Origin of the sequence: Kitasatospora sp. NPDC048194, from assembly GCF_043202455.1 — a bacterium.
GTDB lineage: Bacteria > Actinomycetota > Actinomycetes > Streptomycetales > Streptomycetaceae > Kitasatospora.
This window is the reverse complement of the sequence record NZ_JBIDAK010000007.1, coordinates 186,168-204,253: the sequence shown is the minus strand read 5'-3', so window position 1 is coordinate 204,253 and position 18,086 is coordinate 186,168. Positions and strand designations below refer to the sequence as shown.

Here is an 18,086-nt window from a genome sequence, read left to right as displayed (position 1 = left end):
GGGGCTGGAGAGGTAGCGTGACGCCAAATCGGCGTGCGGGACGCGTGGCGCACAACTGGGGGCAGTGATGGCACACCGGAAGAGCAAGCGGGGGACCACGGCGAGCTCCGCGATCATGTTCGGCGAGGAGATTCGCTACGCGCGTGAGGCGGCGGGCTTCACGCAGGGAGAGGTGGGCAAGCTCTTCCACTGCGACCGGACGGTGATCTCGCGGATCGAGAGCGGTCGGCGCAAGCCGTCCCTCGAGGAAGTCGAGGCGCTCGACCGGCTGTTCAACACCGGCGACCTGTTGAAGCGGTTGTACGGCCGGGTCGACTGGAACGCGTCGATCGAGCACCCGGACTGGTTCGAGGAGTACGTGGACCAGGAAGCGATCGCCATCGGGGTGCGGGCGTACCAGGACAGCGTGATGTACGGCCTGTTGCAGTGCCCGCAGTACGCGCGTGCAGTCTTCGCGGCCGGCGATGCGGCGGGCGACTCGAAGGAAGTCGAGGAACTCACCAGAGCCCGAATCAGTCGACAGAGCCGCTTCCTCGTGCCTGACGGGCCGTTGCTGCTCGTCATCCTCGACGAAAGTGCGATCCGGACGGTGGTGGGCGGACCGAGCGTGATGCGGTGCCAGATGGAACACCTCCTGAAGGTGGCCCAGCTCCGGAACATCGTCATCCACGTGGCGCCGTTTTCGACTCGGCGCACTGTCATTGACACGGCTATGGTGTTGCTGGAGCTGCCGGACGGGCAGCGATTGGTGTACTCGGAGAGCCTCGACCGAGGTCACTTGAGCGATGATTCCACCACCGTCGTCAGGCATCAGCGTCGCTATGATCGGCTTCGTGGCGAATGCCTGTCAGAGGGTGAGTCGCTACGGCTGATTGCCGAGGCATTGGAGGGGTTCAAAGATGATGAGCAACGAGCTCGGCACAGCCGTCTGGTGGAAGAGCAGCTACAGCGGCACCAACGGCGGCAACTGCATCGAGGTAGCCCTCGAATCCCTGCCCGGCGCCGTCCCGGTGCGTGACTCCAAGGACCCCCACGGCCCGGTCCTGGTCTTCCCCGCCTCGGCCTGGGAGTCCTTCCTCTCCGGTGTGCAGGCCGGCGAGTTCCCGCTCGACTGACGGCCGACACCCGTTCTACCGACCGGGCGGCCGCAGGCGCTTGACCTTGTCGATGAACCCGACCGAGACCTCCTCGTCCGGGGCCTCCGCCAAGGTGGCCGCGCTCGCCAGCGCAGCGGCTCCGAGGGCGGGGTCGGCTCCGGCGTCCACGTGCACGGTGACCAGGCTGCGCCCGGCGGGCGGGGCGGGCTCGCGCGGGAACGTCACCTCCGACTCCACCAGGACCTCCGACGGGAGCCGGGGATCGTCCGTGGGGCCCGGACGGCGCTCGACCACGCCGAGCTTGCCGAAGTCCCGCACCATCGCGTTGATGTTCTCCAGGTACGGCGCGGGCAGCCAGCGCAGCCAGGTCCGACGCCTCCCGAACGCCACCAGGCGGTCCGCGAGCGGCCGCGCGGTGTCCAGCACCACTTCGTAGTCCTCCTCCGCGAGCACGTGGTTGGGCACCCGCGCGGGCCAGAAGGTGGGCAGGTACGGGTCGTACGGGCCGAGACCGGAGCCGTACTCGTAACCGGCCCGGCAGCTGGCGGTGTCGGTCTGCCACGGCACCGCCATCCACCGGGTCAGGTCGCCGGGCGCCTGGCCGTACAGCGGGCCGTCGAAGGAGAGCGCCAGTTCCGGGGTGAGCGTCGGGCCGTAGGAGGGGTCGGGCTTGTCCGGGTCGCGGGGGCGGATCCGGAAGGGGGCGCTGTACATCGTGGTGTGCCGCATCGGCCAGGTGAGTTCGCAGCCGGGGTGGAAGGCGTCGGCGAGGCAGAACGACAGGGCCGCCCGGTCGAGGGTCGCGGGCCGGTCGGCGAACGGGACGTCGTCCAGGGTGGCGGGTGGCGTCGCGTGCGGGTCGTAGTCGTCGGTGAAGTCCCCGTCGGCCCACCGCTGGAGCAGCCGGCGCTGGAGTGCGGAGAGCGTCACGTGCTGCCGCACGGACTGGGGCGGGATGTTCATCGCGTCGCCGTACACCGCCGGCCAGGGCACGGGGGACATGCCGTCGCGGTCGTAGTCGCGGACGGCCAGCCAGGCCTGGCGGCGCAACTCCCGCCGCGCCGGGGACGGATCCGACAGGTCGTCGAGTCGGGCGAGCAGGTCCTCGCGCCCGTCGAATCCGAACTGGACGGCCAGGCCCTTGTTGACCCACTGCAGCTCGCACAGTGCACGTAGCACCGGCAGGACGTCCCTGGTGAACGACACCTTGGCGGGCTCGGGGAGGCGGCCTTCGGTGACGAAGGCGTCCCGGACGAGGTCGTACATGGTGCGCACGGAGGTGAGTTCGGGCGCGTAGCTGGGCGGGGCGGTGACCACCCAGGCGGGTTCGACCGGGATCGGGCGTCCGCCGATGCTCACTTCGGCGGTGACGGGGCCGTCCGAGACGTCGTCGTGCCAGCCGTCGTTGTTGGCGAAGGTGTCGGCGGGCTTGCCGTCCGCCGAGGCGGAGGCGCCACGGCCGCCGAGGAAGACCAGCCGGCCGCTGTCGTCGGTGCGCAGCTCGCCGAGGTAGACCGGCTCGCCCATGAAGGTTCCGGTGTCGAAGGCGTACTCGGGCCGGCCGGAGCGGTTGCGGCCGCGCACCCAGCGGGGGCCGGGGTCGATGACCAGGAGGTCCTTGCGCCGGTCGGCGGGGACGGTGGGGTTGCGTAGGTTGCTGGGGTCGGCCTGGGCCGCCTCCGGGATGTCCAGGGCGATCTGGAACTGGTACCAGGCGGCCTTGGAGTTGACGACGTGCACCTTCCAGCGCAGGTCGGCGTTGTCGGCGGTCAGTTCGGCGACCGGCTCGCCGGCGGCGTTGTAGCCGTACACCCGGAACCGCACGGCCTGCCGCCTCAGGGCGCCGGTGACGTCCTTGTAGCTGCCGACGGGCAGCGGCGGCGGGTCGTCGACCTCGGGGGCGAGCACGAAGTCGTCCATGGTGCTGTCGCCGACCCGGGCGATGCCGATCGCCGGGTGCACGGCGGCCCGGACGATCCGGGTGTCGCGGGCCGGCGGCGGGGTGAGCTGCGGGCGGGCCGGGCCGGGCTCGGCCGTGGGAACGCCGTTGACGTCGCGGCGCTGCTCGGCCGAGGCCAGGTAGACCGTGCGGCGGGCGTCGGAGATGCTGCCGACCGGGCGGTGTTCGGCCAGGCAGTGCCAGGGGTTGAAGGCGAGGTTCTCGCCGTACGCGGCCTGGCCCCGGGCGGAGACGTCCTGCTGCGGGAGGGTCAGCCGGGCGACCCGGACGGGCGGGCTCGCGGACTCCTCCCACCGCACCGTCGCCCGGTCCAGCGGCATCGCCTCGTCGTCGGTGCGGAACTGGAGCATCAGGTCGAACGCGGCCGGGCCGGCCGCGAGCCGGTGGGCGAGGTCGGCGGCGAGGTAGCCCGGGTCCTCGTCGGGCGGGGTCGCGCCCGGGTCGGCGGGCTCACAACCGGCGGGAACCAGCTTGTACTTGACGAAGCGGTCCGGCCCGAAGGCGTACGGCAGCACGCTCCAGTACGCGGCGGTCAGCGCGCTCGCCTCGAACGCGGCCATCGCGGCCAGGATCTCGGCGGTGACGGGGTGGGCCGCCAGGTACCGGTCGACATCGCCGTCGACGACACCGGCCCGGGTGAACTCGCACATGTCCTGGGCGGTGTCGACGAAGAAGACGTCGTGGTTCTGCAGCAGCAGGTCCTGGGTGCCGGCCTCGGCGTACCCCTCCAGCAGCTTTTGGCCGGGCACGCCGAACAGCTTGACGCCGATGCCGAGGGTGGTCCTCAGGTCGGGGCTGCCCGGCACCGTGTCGCTGGAGAACCGCACCCACGCGTCCAGGCCGCCCGGCCGGGTGCGGGCGGCTTCCAGGAAGCCGACGCGCAGGTCCGCCGGCAGGTCCTCGGCGCCGGTGAGCGTGCCTCGGGCGACGCCGTGCGGCTTGAGGAACACCGGCCGCTTGACCGGGTCCTGGCCGCGGGCCGTCCGGGCGCCCTGGGTCAGGTCCACGAACATCCGCTTCAGGGCACCGGCCGGGTCCTCGGCACAGCCCGGCAGGGGCGGCGGCCCGGCGGCGTCGTCGAAGGGTTCGGGGGTCCTGGTCATGCTGCGCTCCCGTCGGTGCGGTGGTGGGCCCTGGGGCGGTGGACCGCTGGAGCCGACGCCGGGCTCGGCTTCCGGACCCCGGTCAAGCGTGCACAGGGCTGCGGCGGGCGGCGCGGCGAGCTACGCCCGAAACGAGCAGGGCCGGGGCCCGGCGCGGGGCCGGTCACTCCAATCGGTCAGCAGCGCTGGCCCGGGGGCGGGCGCGGGTGGCAGCGTCGTCGGTGCCCTGGTGCCCTGGTGCCCTGGTGCCCTGGTGCCCCGGCGTCCCGGTGCCCCGGTGTCCCGGTGTCCTGGCGCCGTCCTGCCGTGCCGGCTTCCTCCGGGGCGTCTCGTCGCCACCAGGCGGTGGTCAGAGGCACCCCTGGGGATGGTCTATGCTTAACCCATCACCCAGATGCGCGGGTGGCGGAATAGGCAGACGCGCTGGATTCAGGTTCCAGTGCCCGAAAGGGCGTGGGGGTTCAACTCCCCCCTCGCGCACAGAGAGCGGCCGGTCGACCTTCGGGTCGGCCGGCCGCTTCTTTTCGTTCCTCCTCCCTCCCCGGGGCCTCGGGCGGCCTCCGGTCGTCCTCCGGCCGGCGTTCAGCCGGTGCGGTGGAGGTCGCACTCCTGCTGGATGGCGGAGGGGGCGTCACTGCTGACGATCGCGATCCTCGGCACGGGGCCGGTCGTCGGGGCGTCCTCGGCGGTGCAGACGAGCTGCTGGACGGCGGGGGAGGACAGCGAGGCGGCGGACCAGGACAGGCGCAGGGTCACCGCGCCGGGCGTGACGGTGGCCTGGACGCGGCCGCCCGCCGGCAGGTCGCTGTACAGGCCGGAGCGCTTCTCGCCCTGGTCCGGCCCGCTGACCAGGGTGTTCAGGGTCTGCTGGAGGTCCTCGCGGCGGGTGCCGGGGCGGATGGCCAGGCGGATGCCGTGCTGGTCCAGGAAGTACAGCCGGATGCCCGGCTCGATGCCGGTGGCCGGCTGCCCGCTGCGCACCGGGCCGGTGGTGGAGATCGAGCAGCCGCAGGCCAGCAGCAGGGCGGCGACGACGGCGGCCAGGCGCCCGGGGATGTTCACCGGTCCTCCTCCGGGTCGAGGCCGCGGGGCAGGACGAGGGTGAACACCGCGCCGCCGTCCGGGGAGTTGGCGGCCTCGATCAGGCCGCCGTGCAGCCGGGCGTTCTCCTGGGCGATGGCCAGGCCGAGGCCGCTGCCCTCGGAGCGGGCCCGGGCCCGGTCGGCCTTGTAGAACCGGTCGAAGAGGTGCGGCAGTTCGGCGGGCGGAATGCCAGGCCCGTGGTCCGTGACGGTGAGCACGAGGCCGTCCCGGGAGCCCCGCAGGGCGACCCGGACGGGCGGCCGGCCGTGCCGCAGGGCGTTGCCGGCCAGGTTGGCCACGATGACGTCGAAGCGGCGCGGGTCCAGCCGGACGGGCAGCGCGGCGGGCAGGTCCAGCTCGACCCGGTCGTTCCAGCCGCGCAGGTCGAGGGTCTCGCGGACGGCGGTGGCGGCGTCGACGGGCTCGGCGCGCAGCGGGGCGGCGCCGGCGTCCAGGCGGGAGATCTCGATCAGGTCGTTGACGAGGCGGCTGAGGCGGGTGGTCTCGTTGCTGATCATGCGCAGGGCGGTGGCGGTGTCGGCGGGGAGGTGCTCGGCGTCCTCGTCGAGGATGTCGGTGACGGCGAGCATCGCGGCCAGCGGGGTGCGCAGCTCGTGGGAGACGTCCGCGGCGAAGCGGCGGCCCTGGGACTCGACGGCGCGCAGTTCCTCGATGGTGCCCTGGAGGGTGCGCGCGGTGTGGTTGAAGGTCTTGGAGAGCTGGGCGAGTTCGTCGTGCCCGGTGACGGTGAGCCGGGTGTCCAGCCGGCCCCGGGCGAGGGCGTGGGCGGCGTCGCCCAGGGCCCGGACCGGCCGCAGCACCTGGCGGGCGGCCAGCAGGCCCAGCCCGGCGGCGAGGACGGCGACGAGCACGCCGGCCCCGGCGGCGCCGGCGAGCAGCGCGTCGGCGGCGCTCTGCTCGCGGTCGAGCGGCAGGGCGGCGTAGACGGTCAGCCCGGAGGGCGTGCCGGCCTGGCCGGCGGGGGCGGTGGCGGCGTAGGTCACGGGGACGCCGACGGCGAGCCAGGGGTGGCCGTCCGGTGAGGTGAAGCGCTGGAAGGCGGCCCGGCCCCGGCCGACGGTCGCCTCCAGGGTGGGCGGGACGGCCACCGGCTGGGTCCACTGGGAACGCTCGGTGCCGGTGCCGGTGCCGGTGCCGCTGCCGGCGCCGGTGTCGTACGAGGCCAGCACGTGCCAGTCGCGGAACCCGTCGGTGCCGGACAACTGGCCTGCCAGGCGGTCCAGTTCACTCCTGGTCGGCGGGAAGGGCAGCGCCGGGGCCAGGACGTCGATGCGGCGGCGCAGCTCGTCGAGGGCGGTGTCCTTGGTCAGGTCGAGCGTGGAGGTGGTCGCGGCCCGGTAGGTGAGCACGGCCGTGGCCAGCGCGCTCAGGGCGGCGACGGCGACGAACGCGACCACCAGCCGGGGGCGCAGCCCGCCGACGGCGCGGCGCAGCCGGACCAGGCGGGGCGGGTGCGGGTCCGGCTGGGGAGCGGGGCGCTCGGTCGGGGGAGCGGGGGCGATCGTCACAGCGGTCCGCAACGGTAGCCGAAACCGCGTTCGGAGTCGTCATCGATCACCAGTGCCCGGGCCATGGCAGCAGTATCCGGCACTGACCTGCGCAAACACGCACCGGGTGGCCGGCGGGACGGCGCCGGGAACGGCCCCGGCCAGGCCTCCTTGACCTCAAGTCGACTTGAGACTCTATCGTCGCTCTGCACCCGGGCGAAGGGGACGCCCGGGGCCAACTGCATCGACACGGAGGGGGATCCACCATGAAGGCCGTCGCGTTCCGCGCGTTCGGCGGGCCCGAGGTCCTGGAGCTGATGGAGCTGCCGACACCCCGGCCGGGCCCGGGCGAGGTGCGGGTCAAGGTGAAGGCGGCCGGGGCCCAGCCGACCGACTGCGCCGTCCGCCAGGGCTGGAACCCGCCCGGGTTCACCATCACCTTCCCGCACGTCACCGGCGGCGACTTCGCCGGCGTGGTGGACGCGCTCGGCGAGGGCGTCACCGGCCTCGCGGTCGGCGATGAGGTGCTCGGCTACCGCACCCAGCTCACCTACGCGGAGTACGTCGTCGCCCCCGCCGACCAGATCGTGCCCAAGCCCGGAGCGCTGCCGTGGGAGGTCGCCGGCTGCCTGTCCGCCTCCGGTCAGACCGCTCACACCGCGATCGAGCTCCTGGGCGTCGCCCCGGGCGAGACCGTGCTGATCAACGGCGCCGCCGGCGGCGTCGGCACCGTCGCCGTCCAGCTCGCGGTCGCCCGCGGTGCCAAGGTGATCGCGACCGCCCGTGAGGAGAACCACGCCTACCTGCGGGAGCTCGGCGCCGTCCCCGTCACCTACGGGGAGGGCCTGATCGACCGGGTCCGCGCCGCGGCCCCCGACGGCGTGGACGCCGCCCTGGACACCGCCAGCGCCGACGGCCTCCGGGTCGCCGCCGAGCTGGTCAAGGACAAGGACCGGGTCGGCACCATCTTCGCCTTCGACGTCTACCAGGAGCTGGGCGTCCGGTGGATCGGCAGCCGGCGCTCCCCGCAGCGGCTCGCCGAGCTGGCCGCCCTGGCCGCCGCCGGCAAGCTCACCATCCACATCCGCAGGACCCTCCCGCTCGCCCGGGCCGCCGAGGCCCACCGCGAGCTGGAGACCGGCCACGGCCGCGGAAAGATCGTCCTGATCACCGGCTGAGCCACCCCCGTTGTCCGCACGTCCAGTCGACCGACACCTCACGGAGTACACATGACCAGCACCGCCACTTCTGCCGCCACCGCCGCCCCACTGAAGATCGGCGTCATCATCGGCAGCGTCCGCACCGGCCGCTTCGCGGACAAGGTCGCCCGGTGGTTCCTCTCCCAGATCGGTGGGCGGGACGACATGGAGGTCCACGTCATCGACCTGTCAGAGCCCGCGCTGGTCGAGGAGCTGAAGCTCACCCTGGACGCCCACGAGCCGCAGCCGGGTGCGCTGACCCTCGCCCAGCGGATCGCGGGCCTCGACGGGTTCGTCGTCATCACCCCCGAGTACAACCACGGCTACCCGGCCTCCCTCAAGCTCGCCATCGACTACGTCTACAGCGAGTGGCGGGCCAAGCCGGTCGGCTTCGTCTCCTACGGCGGCATGGTCGGCGGCCAGCGGGCCGTCGAGCAGCTGCGCCAGGTCTTCGCCGAGCTGCACGCCGTCACCCTGCGGGACACCGTCAGCTTCCACATGGCCTGGGAGAAGTTCGACGAGCAGGGCCGCCCCGACGACGCCGACGGCGTCGCCAAGGCCGCCACCGTCCTGCTCGACCAGCTGGCCTGGTGGGGCCTGACCCTGCGCGAGGGGCGCGCCGCCCGCCCCTACGACGGCTGAGCGGCCCCGCTGCCGGTTCGGCCGTTGCCGGTTCGACCGCTGCCGGTCCTGTCGCTGCCGGTCCTGCCGCTGCCGGGCCCGGGGCGGGCCGACTCGGCGGGGCGGCCGGCCTTGGCGGGCTTCCACCAGCCGGGGTTGTCGCGGTACCAGGCGACGGTGTCGGCGAGGCCCTGCTCGAACGGGATCCGCGGGGAGTAGCCCAGCTCCTCGCGGATCTTCGTCCCGTCCAGGGCGTAGCGCAGGTCGTGGCCCTTGCGGTCGGCCACCCGCCGCACGCTCGACCGGTCGGCGCCGCACAGGTCGAGCAGCCGCTCCGTGACGGCCAGGTTGGTCCGCTCGTCGCCGCCGCCGACGTTGTAGACCTCGCCCGCCCGGCCCCGGTCGAGCACCAGGGCGATCGCCCGGCAGTGGTCGTCGACGTGCAGCCACTCGCGGACGTTGCGGCCGTCGCCGTACAGCGGGACGCTCCGGCCCTCCAGCAGGTTGGTGACGAACAGCGGGATCAGCTTCTCCGGGTGCTGGTACGGGCCGTAGTTGTTGGCGCAGCGGGTGATCGACACGTCCAGGCCGTGGGTGCGGTGGTACGAGCGGACGATCAGGTCGGAGGAGGCCTTGGAGGCGGCGTACGGGGAGTTCGGCAGCAGCGGCCACTCCTCGGTCCACGCGCCCTCCGCGATCGAACCGTAGACCTCGTCGGTGGAGACGTGGACGAAGCGCGGCACGGCCGCCGCGAGGCAGGCGTCCAGCAGGGTCTGGGTGCCCAGCACGTTGGTGCGGACGAACTCGGCCGCGGAGAGCACGGAGCGGTCCACGTGCGACTCCGCGGCCAGGTGCACCACCGCGTCGTGTCCGGGCAGCAGCCCGGCCAGCAGCCTGCCGTCGCACACGTCGCCGCGGACGAACTCCAGCCGGGGGTGCGCCGCGGGCAGGTTGGCGCGGTTCCCGGCGTAGGTGAGCTTGTCGAGGACGGTCACCCGGGACTCCTCGTGCCCCGGGTAGCCCCCGTCGAGGAGGGTGCGGACGAAGTGCGAGCCGATGAACCCGGCACCCCCGGTGACGAGCAGCTTCATGCGGCCGCCCGGTCTCCGGCGCGTGCGGTGGTGGACTGTGCCATGGGGACTCCTGTGACTCCTGAGGGCGGCCGGGGGGCCTGGCGGCGACCTGGGCCGAGGGTAACCGCTGCCCGCCCGGTACCCCTCCCGCAATGCGTTTGACGCCGGTGCTGCCCACTGACAGAGTGCTCCCGCCACAAGACCGAACGCGTTCGAACACGGGGGGAAACTGCATGTCAGCGACCATGGGCGGGCGTCTGGCCGCCACGCTCGGCGCCGCCGCCGTCGTCCTGATGACCATCGGTGTGCCCACGGCCACCGCCGACGGCGGGCAGTCGGCCGTGACCGACCCCAAGGCCGTCCCGAGCCCGGGCTCGCTCGCCACCGGCGGGTCCACCGACGCCTGCGACGACACCACGGCGCCGGGCTGGATCACCACCGGCGAGCCCACGCTCACCGCGCGCACCACCGCGCCGGGCGCGCGCTTCAAGGTGTGGAACGCAGCCGGCGACAAGGTCTTCGACCACACCGCGCAGACGGCCGGCGACGGCACCGTCCAGGTCCGGCCCACGGGCCTCGCCGAGGGTGCCGGCTACTCCTGGCAGGTCTGGCCCGACTACGGCCCGGGCGGCGGGAAGCCGACGGCGGCCTGCCACTTCGGGATCGACGCCACCGCTCCGCAGTTCACCGTCGAGTCCACCGACTTCCCGGCGTCCGGCAGCGGGGCGACCCCGCTGAAGTACGCCGGCCAGACCGGAACCTTCACCCTCAAGGGCACCGACCAGGGCTCGGGCGTGGCCTGCTACCAGTACGTCCTGAACGGCACGATGAGCGTCGGCTCGCCGTGCCAGGGCGCGGGCACCGTGGCTGCCGGCGCCGACGGCACCGCGACGCTCCGGCTGAGGCCGACCCAGTGGGGCACCAACGTCCTCACCGTGCAGGCCGTCGACAAGGCGGGCAACACCACCCCGCCGGTCAGCTACACCTTCTTCGCACCCTCGAACCCCAACCCGCCGGTCGCCCCCGGCGACGTCAACGGCGACGGCGTCCCGGACATCCTGCTGCCCGACGCCGCCGGCAACCTCCAGATCATCAGCGCGGACGCCACCACCACCGCGCCGACCTCGACCGTCGCCGCCGTCCGGGCGCCGGGTGGCGCGGGGTGGAACGGCGTGCAGCTGCTGCACCGCGGCTGGGACCGGGCCCACGCACCCGTGGACGACCTGATCGCCCACCAGCCCGGCGGCGCGAACCTCAGCCTCTACCGCAACTTCGACATGGGCGGCTTCGCCCGCGGCGTGATCTCGTTCGGACGGGACGTGAACCCGTTCGACCCGCCGGTGCTCCCGGAGGGCTTCAACGCCGACTGGTCGAAGGCCACCCAGCTGGTGCCGCTGGGCGCGCTCGGCGCGGACCAGCGGACCTCGATCCTCACGGTCGAGGACGGCAACCTCTGGCTGTTCACCGATCCGGCTCCCCTGTACGACTACAACACCTTCGTGCGGCTCTCCACCTCGGGTGCCTGGGCCGGGTACGACCTCGTCGCCCCGGGCAAGGCGGCCGACGGCTCGCTCGCGCTCTGGTCGCGCAACCGGGCCACCGGAGAGCTGCGCACGTACCCGATCGCCAAGCGCGCCGACGGCACGTACGACTTCGCCGCCCTGGCCGACCCGGCGGCGGGCACGGTGATCGGCACCTTCCCGGTCGCCGAGTACCCGACGCTCGGCAGCTCGGGCGACGGCGACGGCGACGGGAAGCCCGACCTGTACGCCGTCACCGCCGACCGGCACCTGCTGACCTTCAGCGGCGTCACCGACCCGAAGGACCTCGGCGTCCTGCGCTGACCCGGTGACCGAGGGCTCGTCCGTCCCCGGGCGGGCCCTCGGCGCGACGTCCGGGTGGCGGGCGCGGCCGGCGCTGCCGACGTCGGCGGCCGGGCCGAGGAGTCCGCCTGCGGACCGAGGAGTCGCCTGCGGACCGGACGGTCGGCGCGGTCGACTCCGGCAGCGCGCCGAGGAGTCCGCCTGCGGACCGGCGGCGACCAGCGCAGCGGGCCAGCCGGGAGGGCTACGGCCGCGGGTCGATCGGGGTCAGGGTGCCCAGGCGGTCCTCGAGGTGCTGGGCGGCGGCCAGGCAGAGGTCCTCGCGGAAGGGGCGCCCGACCAGTTGGACGCCGGTGGGCAGGCCGTCCTCGGCCGGGCCCGTGGGGACGGCCACGGCGGGGACGCCGACGAAGCTGGTGACCGAGCAGAGCCGCATGGCGGAGGCGACGCGGTCGCGGCCCGCCTGGTCCCGCGACTCCAGGCCGGGTTCGACGGGCGGTTCGGTGAAGACCGGGCCGAGGAGCAGCGGGTACCGGTCGAGGAACTCCGTCCAGGAGCGGCGGATGTTCATCCAGGTGCCCATCAGGGCGATCAGCCCGGCGGCGTCGGCGGGCGGGGCGCTGCGCATGGTCAGCTCGATGTAGCGGTCGCCGCCCTCGCCCAGCAGCTGCCGGACGGCGGGCCAGGTGGGCGCGAACTCGGTGACGGCGAGCCGGTGGTAGGCGTCCAGGGCCTCGTCCAGCCGGGGCACGTCGGGAACCTCGCGGACGTCGTACCCGGCCTCGTGCAGCGCTTCGGCGGCGGCCTCGACGACGCGGCGGACGGTGGGGTGGACGCCGTGGCCGCCCGGGTCGGCGACGACGGCGACGGTGAGCGGGCCGTCGAGCGGGTCGCCGTACAACGGCGCGGGGACGGCGCGCGGATCCCGGGGGTCGGGGCCGGCCAGGGTCTCGTAGGCGAGCCGGAGGTCGGCCACGGTGCGCGCCAACGGTCCGTCGGTGACGAGGAGTTGGGAGGCGGGGCCGGGGTCGTCCGGGCCCAACGCGCGCTGGTCGGCGGCGAACCGCCCGGTGGTGGGCTTGAGCGCGGCGACGCCGCAGAAGGCGGCGGGGATGCGGACCGAGCCGCCGGAGTCGTTGCCCAGCCCGAGCGCGGCCATGCCGGTGGCCACCGCCACGGCGTCGCCGCCGCTGGTGCCGCCGGGGGTGCGGGTCGGATCCCAGGGGTTGCGGGTGTCCCCGTACAGCTCGCTGCGGGTGTGCATGCCCGCCAGGACCAGGGTCGGCATGTTGCTGTGGCCGATCGGGACCGCCCCGGCGGCGCGCAGCCTGGCCACCGGGACGGCGTCGGCCGGGGCGGTCAGGCCGCGGAAGCGCGGGGTGCCGAAGGTGGTCGGGACGCCCTCGATGCGGGTGCACTCCTTGACGGTGAACGGCACGCCGGCGAGCGGGCCGAGGGCCTCTCCCGCGGCGCGCCGGCGGTCGAGGTCGCGGGCGGCGGCGCGGGCGCGGTCGGCGAGCAGCTGGGTGACGGCGTTGGCGTGCGGGTTGACCTCGGCGATCCGGGCGAGGTGGCCGTCCACCACCTCCAGGGCGGACAGTTCGCCGGCGCGGACGGCGGCGGCGATGGCGGTGGCGGGGAGCTTCCACACGGGGGGCCTCCAGGGTTCTGATGCGGTTGCATCGGAACGATAGTCCGGGTCCGATACGCTTGCATCGGATTAAGCGGGCGGCGGATCCGCCGAGGAAGAGGAGGGGGTGGGCGCGGGTGCCCAGGCAGGTGGACCACGAGGAACGCCGTCGCCACATCGCCGAGGCGGTGTGCGCGCTGATCGACGCCCAGGGGCTGGAAGGCGTCACCCTGCGGGACGTCGCCGCCCGGGCCGAGGTCTCGATGGGGGCCGTCCAGCGCTGCTTCCGCAGCAAGGACGAGATGCTCCGCTTCGCGCTCGCCCACATCGGCGAGCAGGTCACCGAGCGGGCCCGCGCGCGGCTGCTCGCCGCTCCGGCGCAGTCGGCGGCGAGCACCGTCGGACACGTCGTCGGCGAGGTCGCGCTGCTGCGGGAGGAGCACCGGGCGCAGGCCCGGACCTGGCTCGCCTTCCTCGCCGCCGCGGCCGTCGACCCGGCCTTGGCGGCCGGCCTGCGGGACGGCTACGCGGACCTGGAAGGGCTGCTGACCCGGCTGGTCGCGGAGGCGTCCGCCGCGGGCGACACGGCTTCGGGTGGCGCGGCTCCGGTCGACGCGGCTTCGGACGGTGTGGCTCCGGTCGACGCCAGGGGCGAGGCCCGGACGCTGCTCGCCCTCGCCGACGGGCTCACCGCCCACGTACTGATCGGCCACCGGACGGCGCGGGAGGCGGAGGAACTGCTGCATGCGCACCTGGCCCGGCTCTGGGCGCGCGGTTGAGCCCACCGGCCGGGCCGCGAAAGGCCGTTGCAGTGCGCGGGCGCCCCGGCGAGGATCTGACCGTGTCCGAGACGGCGTTCGAACGGCCCGAGCTGCGGCCCTACCCGAAGATCCCCGCGCGGGGCGGGTCCGGCGCGCCCGGCGGGCGGGAGTGGAGCGCGACGGAGAAGGTGCACGGCGCGCACTTCGCCGTGGTGTGCGAGGGCGGCGCGGTGCGGCCGGCGAAGCGCCGCGAGCTGCTGGCGGACGGCGACCTCGACGCCTTCTTCGGCGTCAGCCGGATCTGGCCGCAACTCGCCGTCGCCGCGGGGCGCTTGGCAGCGGCGGTCCTCGCCGGGCGGAGGGACGGCGAACGAGGGGGCGGTGATCGGGCGGACGGTGAACGTGGCGCCGCCACCGCCACCGCCGCCACCGTCACCGTCTACGGCGAACTGGTCGGCGGCCGCTACCCCCACCCCGACGTATCCGCCGTCGCCGGTGCCGAGCCCGTGCAGACCGGCGTCTGGTACGCCCCCGGACTGCACTGGCTGCCCTTCGACGCCACGGTCGAGACGGCCGCCGGACGCCGCTGGGTCTCCGACCGCGAGCTGCGCTCCGCCGCCGCCCTCGCCGGGCTCGGCTGCGTGCCCCTGCTCGGCCGCGGTCCGCTGACCACCCTTCAGGACCTGCCGGTCTCCTTCCCCAGCCGCGTCCCCGCCCTGTTCGGCCTGCCCGAACTGCCCGGGAACCTCGCCGAGGGCTACGTCCTCAAGCCCGCCGGCGAGTGGTCCGAGACGGACGCGCCGCGCCCGGTGGTGAAGGTCAAGCAGAAGGCCTTCGCCGAGGACGGCCGCTACGACGGCGCCCGCCCGTACCTGCCTCCGCCCGAGGGCGCCGCCGGAGTCCCCGCCTGGCTCCTGGTCCGGGCGGCCGCCCTGCTCACCCCCGCCCGCGCCGCCGCGGCCGTCAGCAAGCTCGGTCCGCGCACGCCCGCCGATGCGGTCGCGGCGGAGATCGCCGACGATGTCGCCGAGGAACTCGCCGGCGCCCTGGGCGGCCTGGAGGAACCCGTCCGCACCGCGCTGCGCCGCGCCCTGGAGCCGGGGGCGGGCGTGCTCGCCGCCTTCGACGCCGCGGACCGGCGCGGCTGCTGAAGGGGCCCGGAGAGGTCCCGCTCAACGCGGGCCGACCCGTCACCGCACGGCGCCGAGCGGGATCGGGCCGGGTGCCGGTCGTCCGCGCGGGTCGTCAACCGGTGGGACGCAGGGCGTCGGCGCCCTGGCGGTCGGCGCCCCCACCGCGGGGAGCCGGGGCCGTCGGCCCGGAACCTTCCCGGCGCGCGTTCCGCTCCCGTGCGCCGGATGCCGGTGCGCGGGGGGTTCTCGGCGGCAGGCTCTTATTGTACTGTCCGTCTAATAAGCGGGTGAGCGGGAACCCGCAGCGGCAGGCACCTGGAGGCAGCCATGGCTCTCACCTGGCAGACCGAGCACGGCCACACCGCGGCCGACGACGACGTCTCGAAGCGGCTGCTGGAGTCGGCCGCCACCCTCTCCTACGACCCCTCGACCGAGATCGACTGGGACGCGCCCCTCCCGGAGGAGCACTACGGCCTCAACCCGGAGTGGAGCACGCTCTACGGCACCCGGCTGTGGGACGAGATGACCGAGCAGCAGCGGGTCACGCTCACCCGGCACGAGGTCTGCTCGATCATGAACACCGGCATCTGGTTCGAGATGATCCTCCAGCAGATGGTGCTGCGCGACCAGTACCTCAAGAACCCCGCCAACGCCGAGTTCCAGTTCGCGCTGACCGAGATCGCCGACGAGTGCCGCCACTCGATCATGTTCGCCCGCGCCTGCCAGAAGATGGGCGTCCCCGCCTACCGGCCGAACAAGGTGATCGCCCAGGCCGGCCGCGCGTTCAAGGCGCTCGCCAAGGGCGAACTCGCCTACGGTGGAATCCTGGTGGCCGAGGAGGTGCTCGACGTCATGCAGCGCGACTGGATGCGCGGCGAGAACGTCCTGGAGATCGTCCGCGGCACCTCCCGGATCCACGTGGTCGAGGAGTCGCGGCACATGAAGTTCGCCCGGCAGGAGATCCGCGAGCGGATGCGCCACGCGAGCCCGGCCCGCCGCCGCACCTCGGCCACCGGCATCGCCGTCGGCGCGTACGTCATCGTCACCAGCATGGTCCACCCCGGCGTGTACAAGGCGGCCGGGCTGGACGTCGCCCGGGCGCTCGCCGAGGTCAAGGGCAACGAGCACCGCAAGGCGATGATGCGCACCAGCTCACGGCACCTGATGGCCTTCCTCGCCGAGACCGGGCTGCTCACCAGCCGCTCGGCGGCCGTCTACCGCCGCGTCCACATGCTCTGAGGCGCCCCGCCCCGGGGTGCACCGCCTCCGAGGCGCACGCCGTCCCCAGGCGCGCGGACCCCCCGGGTCCGCATCCCCTGACGTCGAATCGGACCGTTCGGACACAGCGAGGACCCCACTCCGGCCATGGCCTACGCGATCACCCAGACCTGCTGCAACGACGCCTCGTGCGTGTCCGTCTGCCCGGTCAACTGCATCCATCCGACTCCGGACGAACCGGAGTTCGGCACCACCGACATGCTCTACATCGACCCCCGGGCGTGCATCGACTGCGGTGCCTGCGCGGACGCCTGCCCGGTGGACGCGGTGTTCCCGGTCGACCGGCTGCGCGGGCCGGACACCGTGTTCGGCGACCTCAACCGCGACTGGTTCCGCGACCACCCCAACGACCACGCCTGGGGAGCGCCCAGCTTCCCGCGCAGTCTGCCCGCCGAGCTCGGCACCCTGCGGATCGCCGTGGTCGGCACCGGGCCCGCCGCCGGGTACACCGCGCAGGAACTGCTGCGCTGCACCAGCGCCGAACTGACCATGATCGACCGGCTGCCCGTCACCGGCGGCCTGCTGCGGCACGGCGTCGCCCCCGACCACCAGTCCACCAAGCGGATCGCGGAGAGCTTCGCGAGCGTGTTCCACGACCCGCGGCTGCGGATGCACCTCAACCTGGAGGTCGGCACCGACATCAGCCACGCCGAACTCGCCGCCCACCACCACGCGGTGGTGTACGCGGTCGGCGCCGCCGCCGACCGGCGGCTCGGCATCCCCGGCGAGGACCTGCCGGGCAGCCTGCCCGCGACCGCCTTCGTCGGCTGGTACAACGCCGACCCGACGGTGCCCGGGGAAGCCGTGGAGCTGTCCGCCGAGCGCGTGGTCGTCGTCGGCAACGGCAACGTCGCGGTGGACATCGTCCGGATCCTGCTCACCGATCCGGACCGGCTCGCCGCCACCGACATCGCCGACCACGCCCTGGCCGCGCTGCGCCGCAGCCGGGTCCGGGAGGTCGTGCTGCTGGCACGGCGCGGACCCGACCAGGCGGCCTGGACCGGGCCGGAGTTCCTGGCGCTGCGCCGGCTGCCGGGCGTGGAGCTGGTGATCGAGGACCACCCGCAGGTGCGGGCGGCGATCGAGACGGCCGCGCCGGACTCGCGGGCCGCGCTGCTGGCCGGGTTGCCGCTGGTGCCGTACGACGGCGGCGCGGAGCCGGGGCCGGGGCGGCGGATCGTGCTGCGGTTCCTGTCCGCGCCGTTCGCCCTGCTCGGGGAGGGGCGGGTCGAGTCGGTGGCCGTCGAGCGGACCAGGATGACGGCGCAGGGCCGGGCCGAGACCACCGGGGAGCGCGACACCCTGCGGACCGCACTGGTGGTGCGCTCGATCGGGCACCGGGGCGTGCCCGTGGCCGGCCTTCCCTTCGACGAGCGGACCGGGACGGTCGCCCAGCGCGGCGGGCGGGTCGTCGACCCGGCCACCGGGCGGGCGCTGCCCGGTGCGTACGTGGTGGGCTGGGCCAAGCGCGGGCCGTCCGGGGGGATCGGCGCCAACCGGGCCTGCGCGCGGGAGACGGTGGACGCGCTGCTGGACGACGCGGTGGCCCGGGCGCTGCCCGTACCGGCGGCGGGGCGCCAGGACTTCGAGCGGCTGGTGCGGCGGCGCCGGCCGGACGCGGTCGGCCTGCGAGAGCTGCGGGCTGTGGAGCGGGCGGAGCGCGCGCGGGGCGAGGCGCAGGGGCGGCCGCGGGTGAAGCTGGCCACGGTGGCGGAGCTGCTGGCGGCGGGGCGGCGGCGGTGAGCAGCGGGTGGTACGGCGGTGGCGGTTTCCCCCGCCGGTGAGCCGGGGCGGCCCGCGCGGGGTTCACCCGCGGG

Annotated in this window: 14 protein-coding genes and 1 tRNA gene; 10 read left to right on the top strand and 5 right to left on the bottom strand. The window is 74.4% G+C overall.

Annotated features, from left to right (window positions below):
• The first annotated feature begins 115 nt into the window (after positions 1-115).
• Positions 116-1,018: a Scr1 family TA system antitoxin-like transcriptional regulator gene (locus ACGF07_RS12295; RefSeq protein ID WP_392897646.1), complete on the top strand. Its 903-nt coding sequence runs from the start codon at positions 116-118 to the stop codon at positions 1,016-1,018.
• Complete coding sequence (locus ACGF07_RS12290) at positions 972-1,115, top strand: DUF397 domain-containing protein (protein ID WP_392897777.1); 144 nt, start codon at positions 972-974, stop codon at positions 1,113-1,115. The genes ACGF07_RS12295 and ACGF07_RS12290 overlap by 47 nt, the downstream gene beginning before the upstream one ends.
• Positions 1,116-1,130: 15 nt before the next feature.
• On the opposite strand, the gene ACGF07_RS12285 is transcribed toward ACGF07_RS12290, so the two are convergent.
• A complete protein-coding gene (locus ACGF07_RS12285) occupies positions 1,131-4,160 on the bottom strand; it encodes a LodA/GoxA family CTQ-dependent oxidase (RefSeq protein WP_392897644.1) in 3,030 nt (1,009 codons plus the stop codon).
• 396 nt (positions 4,161-4,556) lie between these two features.
• Between ACGF07_RS12285 and ACGF07_RS12280 the strand changes: the two genes are divergently transcribed.
• Positions 4,557-4,640 (top strand) — tRNA-Leu (locus ACGF07_RS12280).
• Positions 4,641-4,742: 102 nt separating this feature from the next.
• On the opposite strand, the gene ACGF07_RS12275 is transcribed toward ACGF07_RS12280, so the two are convergent.
• Both ACGF07_RS12275 and ACGF07_RS12270 read right to left on the bottom strand, forming a co-directional pair.
• Positions 4,743-5,222, bottom strand: a complete 480-nt coding sequence (locus tag ACGF07_RS12275; protein ID WP_392897642.1) for a GerMN domain-containing protein — start codon at positions 5,220-5,222, stop codon at positions 4,743-4,745.
• Positions 5,219-6,772 (bottom strand): sensor histidine kinase, encoded by a 1,554-nt coding sequence (locus ACGF07_RS12270; RefSeq protein WP_392897640.1) that lies wholly within the window; start codon positions 6,770-6,772, stop codon positions 5,219-5,221. Before ACGF07_RS12270 ends, ACGF07_RS12275 begins: the two co-directional genes overlap by 4 nt.
• A gap of 245 nt (positions 6,773-7,017) precedes the next feature.
• On the opposite strand from ACGF07_RS12270, the gene ACGF07_RS12265 reads away from it, so the two are divergent.
• Positions 7,018-7,929, top strand: a complete 912-nt coding sequence (locus ACGF07_RS12265; RefSeq protein ID WP_392897638.1) for an NADP-dependent oxidoreductase — start codon at positions 7,018-7,020, stop codon at positions 7,927-7,929.
• A gap of 51 nt (positions 7,930-7,980) precedes the next feature.
• Positions 7,981-8,592, top strand: coding sequence for an NADPH-dependent FMN reductase (locus ACGF07_RS12260; RefSeq protein WP_392897636.1), 612 nt, complete (start codon positions 7,981-7,983; stop codon positions 8,590-8,592).
• Here the strand turns inward: ACGF07_RS12260 and rfbB are convergent.
• Positions 8,580-9,662, bottom strand: a complete 1,083-nt coding sequence (rfbB, locus tag ACGF07_RS12255; protein WP_392897635.1) for a dTDP-glucose 4,6-dehydratase — start codon at positions 9,660-9,662, stop codon at positions 8,580-8,582. The genes ACGF07_RS12260 and rfbB overlap by 13 nt on opposite strands.
• Before the next feature lie 215 nt (positions 9,663-9,877).
• On the opposite strand from rfbB, the gene ACGF07_RS12250 reads away from it, so the two are divergent.
• Positions 9,878-11,488 (top strand): hypothetical protein, encoded by a 1,611-nt coding sequence (locus tag ACGF07_RS12250; RefSeq protein WP_392897633.1) that lies wholly within the window; start codon positions 9,878-9,880, stop codon positions 11,486-11,488.
• Positions 11,489-11,711: 223 nt separating this feature from the next.
• Here the strand turns inward: ACGF07_RS12250 and ACGF07_RS12245 are convergent, their stop codons facing one another.
• Positions 11,712-13,118 (bottom strand): amidase, encoded by a 1,407-nt coding sequence (locus ACGF07_RS12245; protein ID WP_392897631.1) that lies wholly within the window; start codon positions 13,116-13,118, stop codon positions 11,712-11,714.
• Positions 13,119-13,234: 116 nt separating this feature from the next.
• Between ACGF07_RS12245 and ACGF07_RS12240 the strand changes: the two genes are divergently transcribed.
• The 4 genes from ACGF07_RS12240 (at position 13,235) to ACGF07_RS12225 (ending at position 18,012) form a co-directional block, all read left to right on the top strand.
• Positions 13,235-13,876: a TetR/AcrR family transcriptional regulator gene (locus tag ACGF07_RS12240; RefSeq protein ID WP_392897629.1), complete on the top strand. Its 642-nt coding sequence runs from the start codon at positions 13,235-13,237 to the stop codon at positions 13,874-13,876.
• A gap of 62 nt (positions 13,877-13,938) precedes the next feature.
• Positions 13,939-15,009, top strand: a complete 1,071-nt coding sequence (locus ACGF07_RS12235) for an RNA ligase family protein (RefSeq protein WP_392897627.1) — start codon at positions 13,939-13,941, stop codon at positions 15,007-15,009.
• A 309-nt stretch (positions 15,010-15,318) separates the two neighbouring features.
• The gene (locus ACGF07_RS12230) at positions 15,319-16,230 is read left to right on the top strand and encodes a diiron oxygenase (RefSeq protein WP_392897625.1); all 912 of its coding nucleotides are present in this window, start codon (positions 15,319-15,321) and stop codon (positions 16,228-16,230) included.
• Positions 16,231-16,356: 126 nt separating this feature from the next.
• Positions 16,357-18,012: a 4Fe-4S binding protein gene (locus ACGF07_RS12225; RefSeq protein ID WP_392897623.1), complete on the top strand. Its 1,656-nt coding sequence runs from the start codon at positions 16,357-16,359 to the stop codon at positions 18,010-18,012.
• The last annotated feature ends 74 nt before the right edge of the window (positions 18,013-18,086 follow it).

Excerpts from the sequence above, each read along its gene's own strand:
- ACGF07_RS12295 (WP_392897646.1), top strand. The coding sequence starts at position 116 with ATGTTCGGCGAGGAGATTCGCTACGCGCGTGAGGCGGCGGGCTTCACG.
- ACGF07_RS12285 (WP_392897644.1), bottom strand. The coding sequence starts at position 4,160 with ATGACCAGGACCCCCGAACCCTTCGACGACGCCGCCGGGCCGCCGCCC.
- ACGF07_RS12265 (WP_392897638.1), top strand. The coding sequence starts at position 7,018 with ATGAAGGCCGTCGCGTTCCGCGCGTTCGGCGGGCCCGAGGTCCTGGAG.
- ACGF07_RS12260 (WP_392897636.1), top strand. The coding sequence starts at position 7,981 with ATGACCAGCACCGCCACTTCTGCCGCCACCGCCGCCCCACTGAAGATC.
- rfbB (WP_392897635.1), bottom strand. The coding sequence starts at position 9,662 with ATGAAGCTGCTCGTCACCGGGGGTGCCGGGTTCATCGGCTCGCACTTC.
- ACGF07_RS12250 (WP_392897633.1), top strand. The coding sequence starts at position 9,878 with ATGTCAGCGACCATGGGCGGGCGTCTGGCCGCCACGCTCGGCGCCGCC.
- ACGF07_RS12230 (WP_392897625.1), top strand. The coding sequence starts at position 15,319 with ATGGCTCTCACCTGGCAGACCGAGCACGGCCACACCGCGGCCGACGAC.
- ACGF07_RS12225 (WP_392897623.1), top strand. The coding sequence starts at position 16,357 with ATGGCCTACGCGATCACCCAGACCTGCTGCAACGACGCCTCGTGCGTG.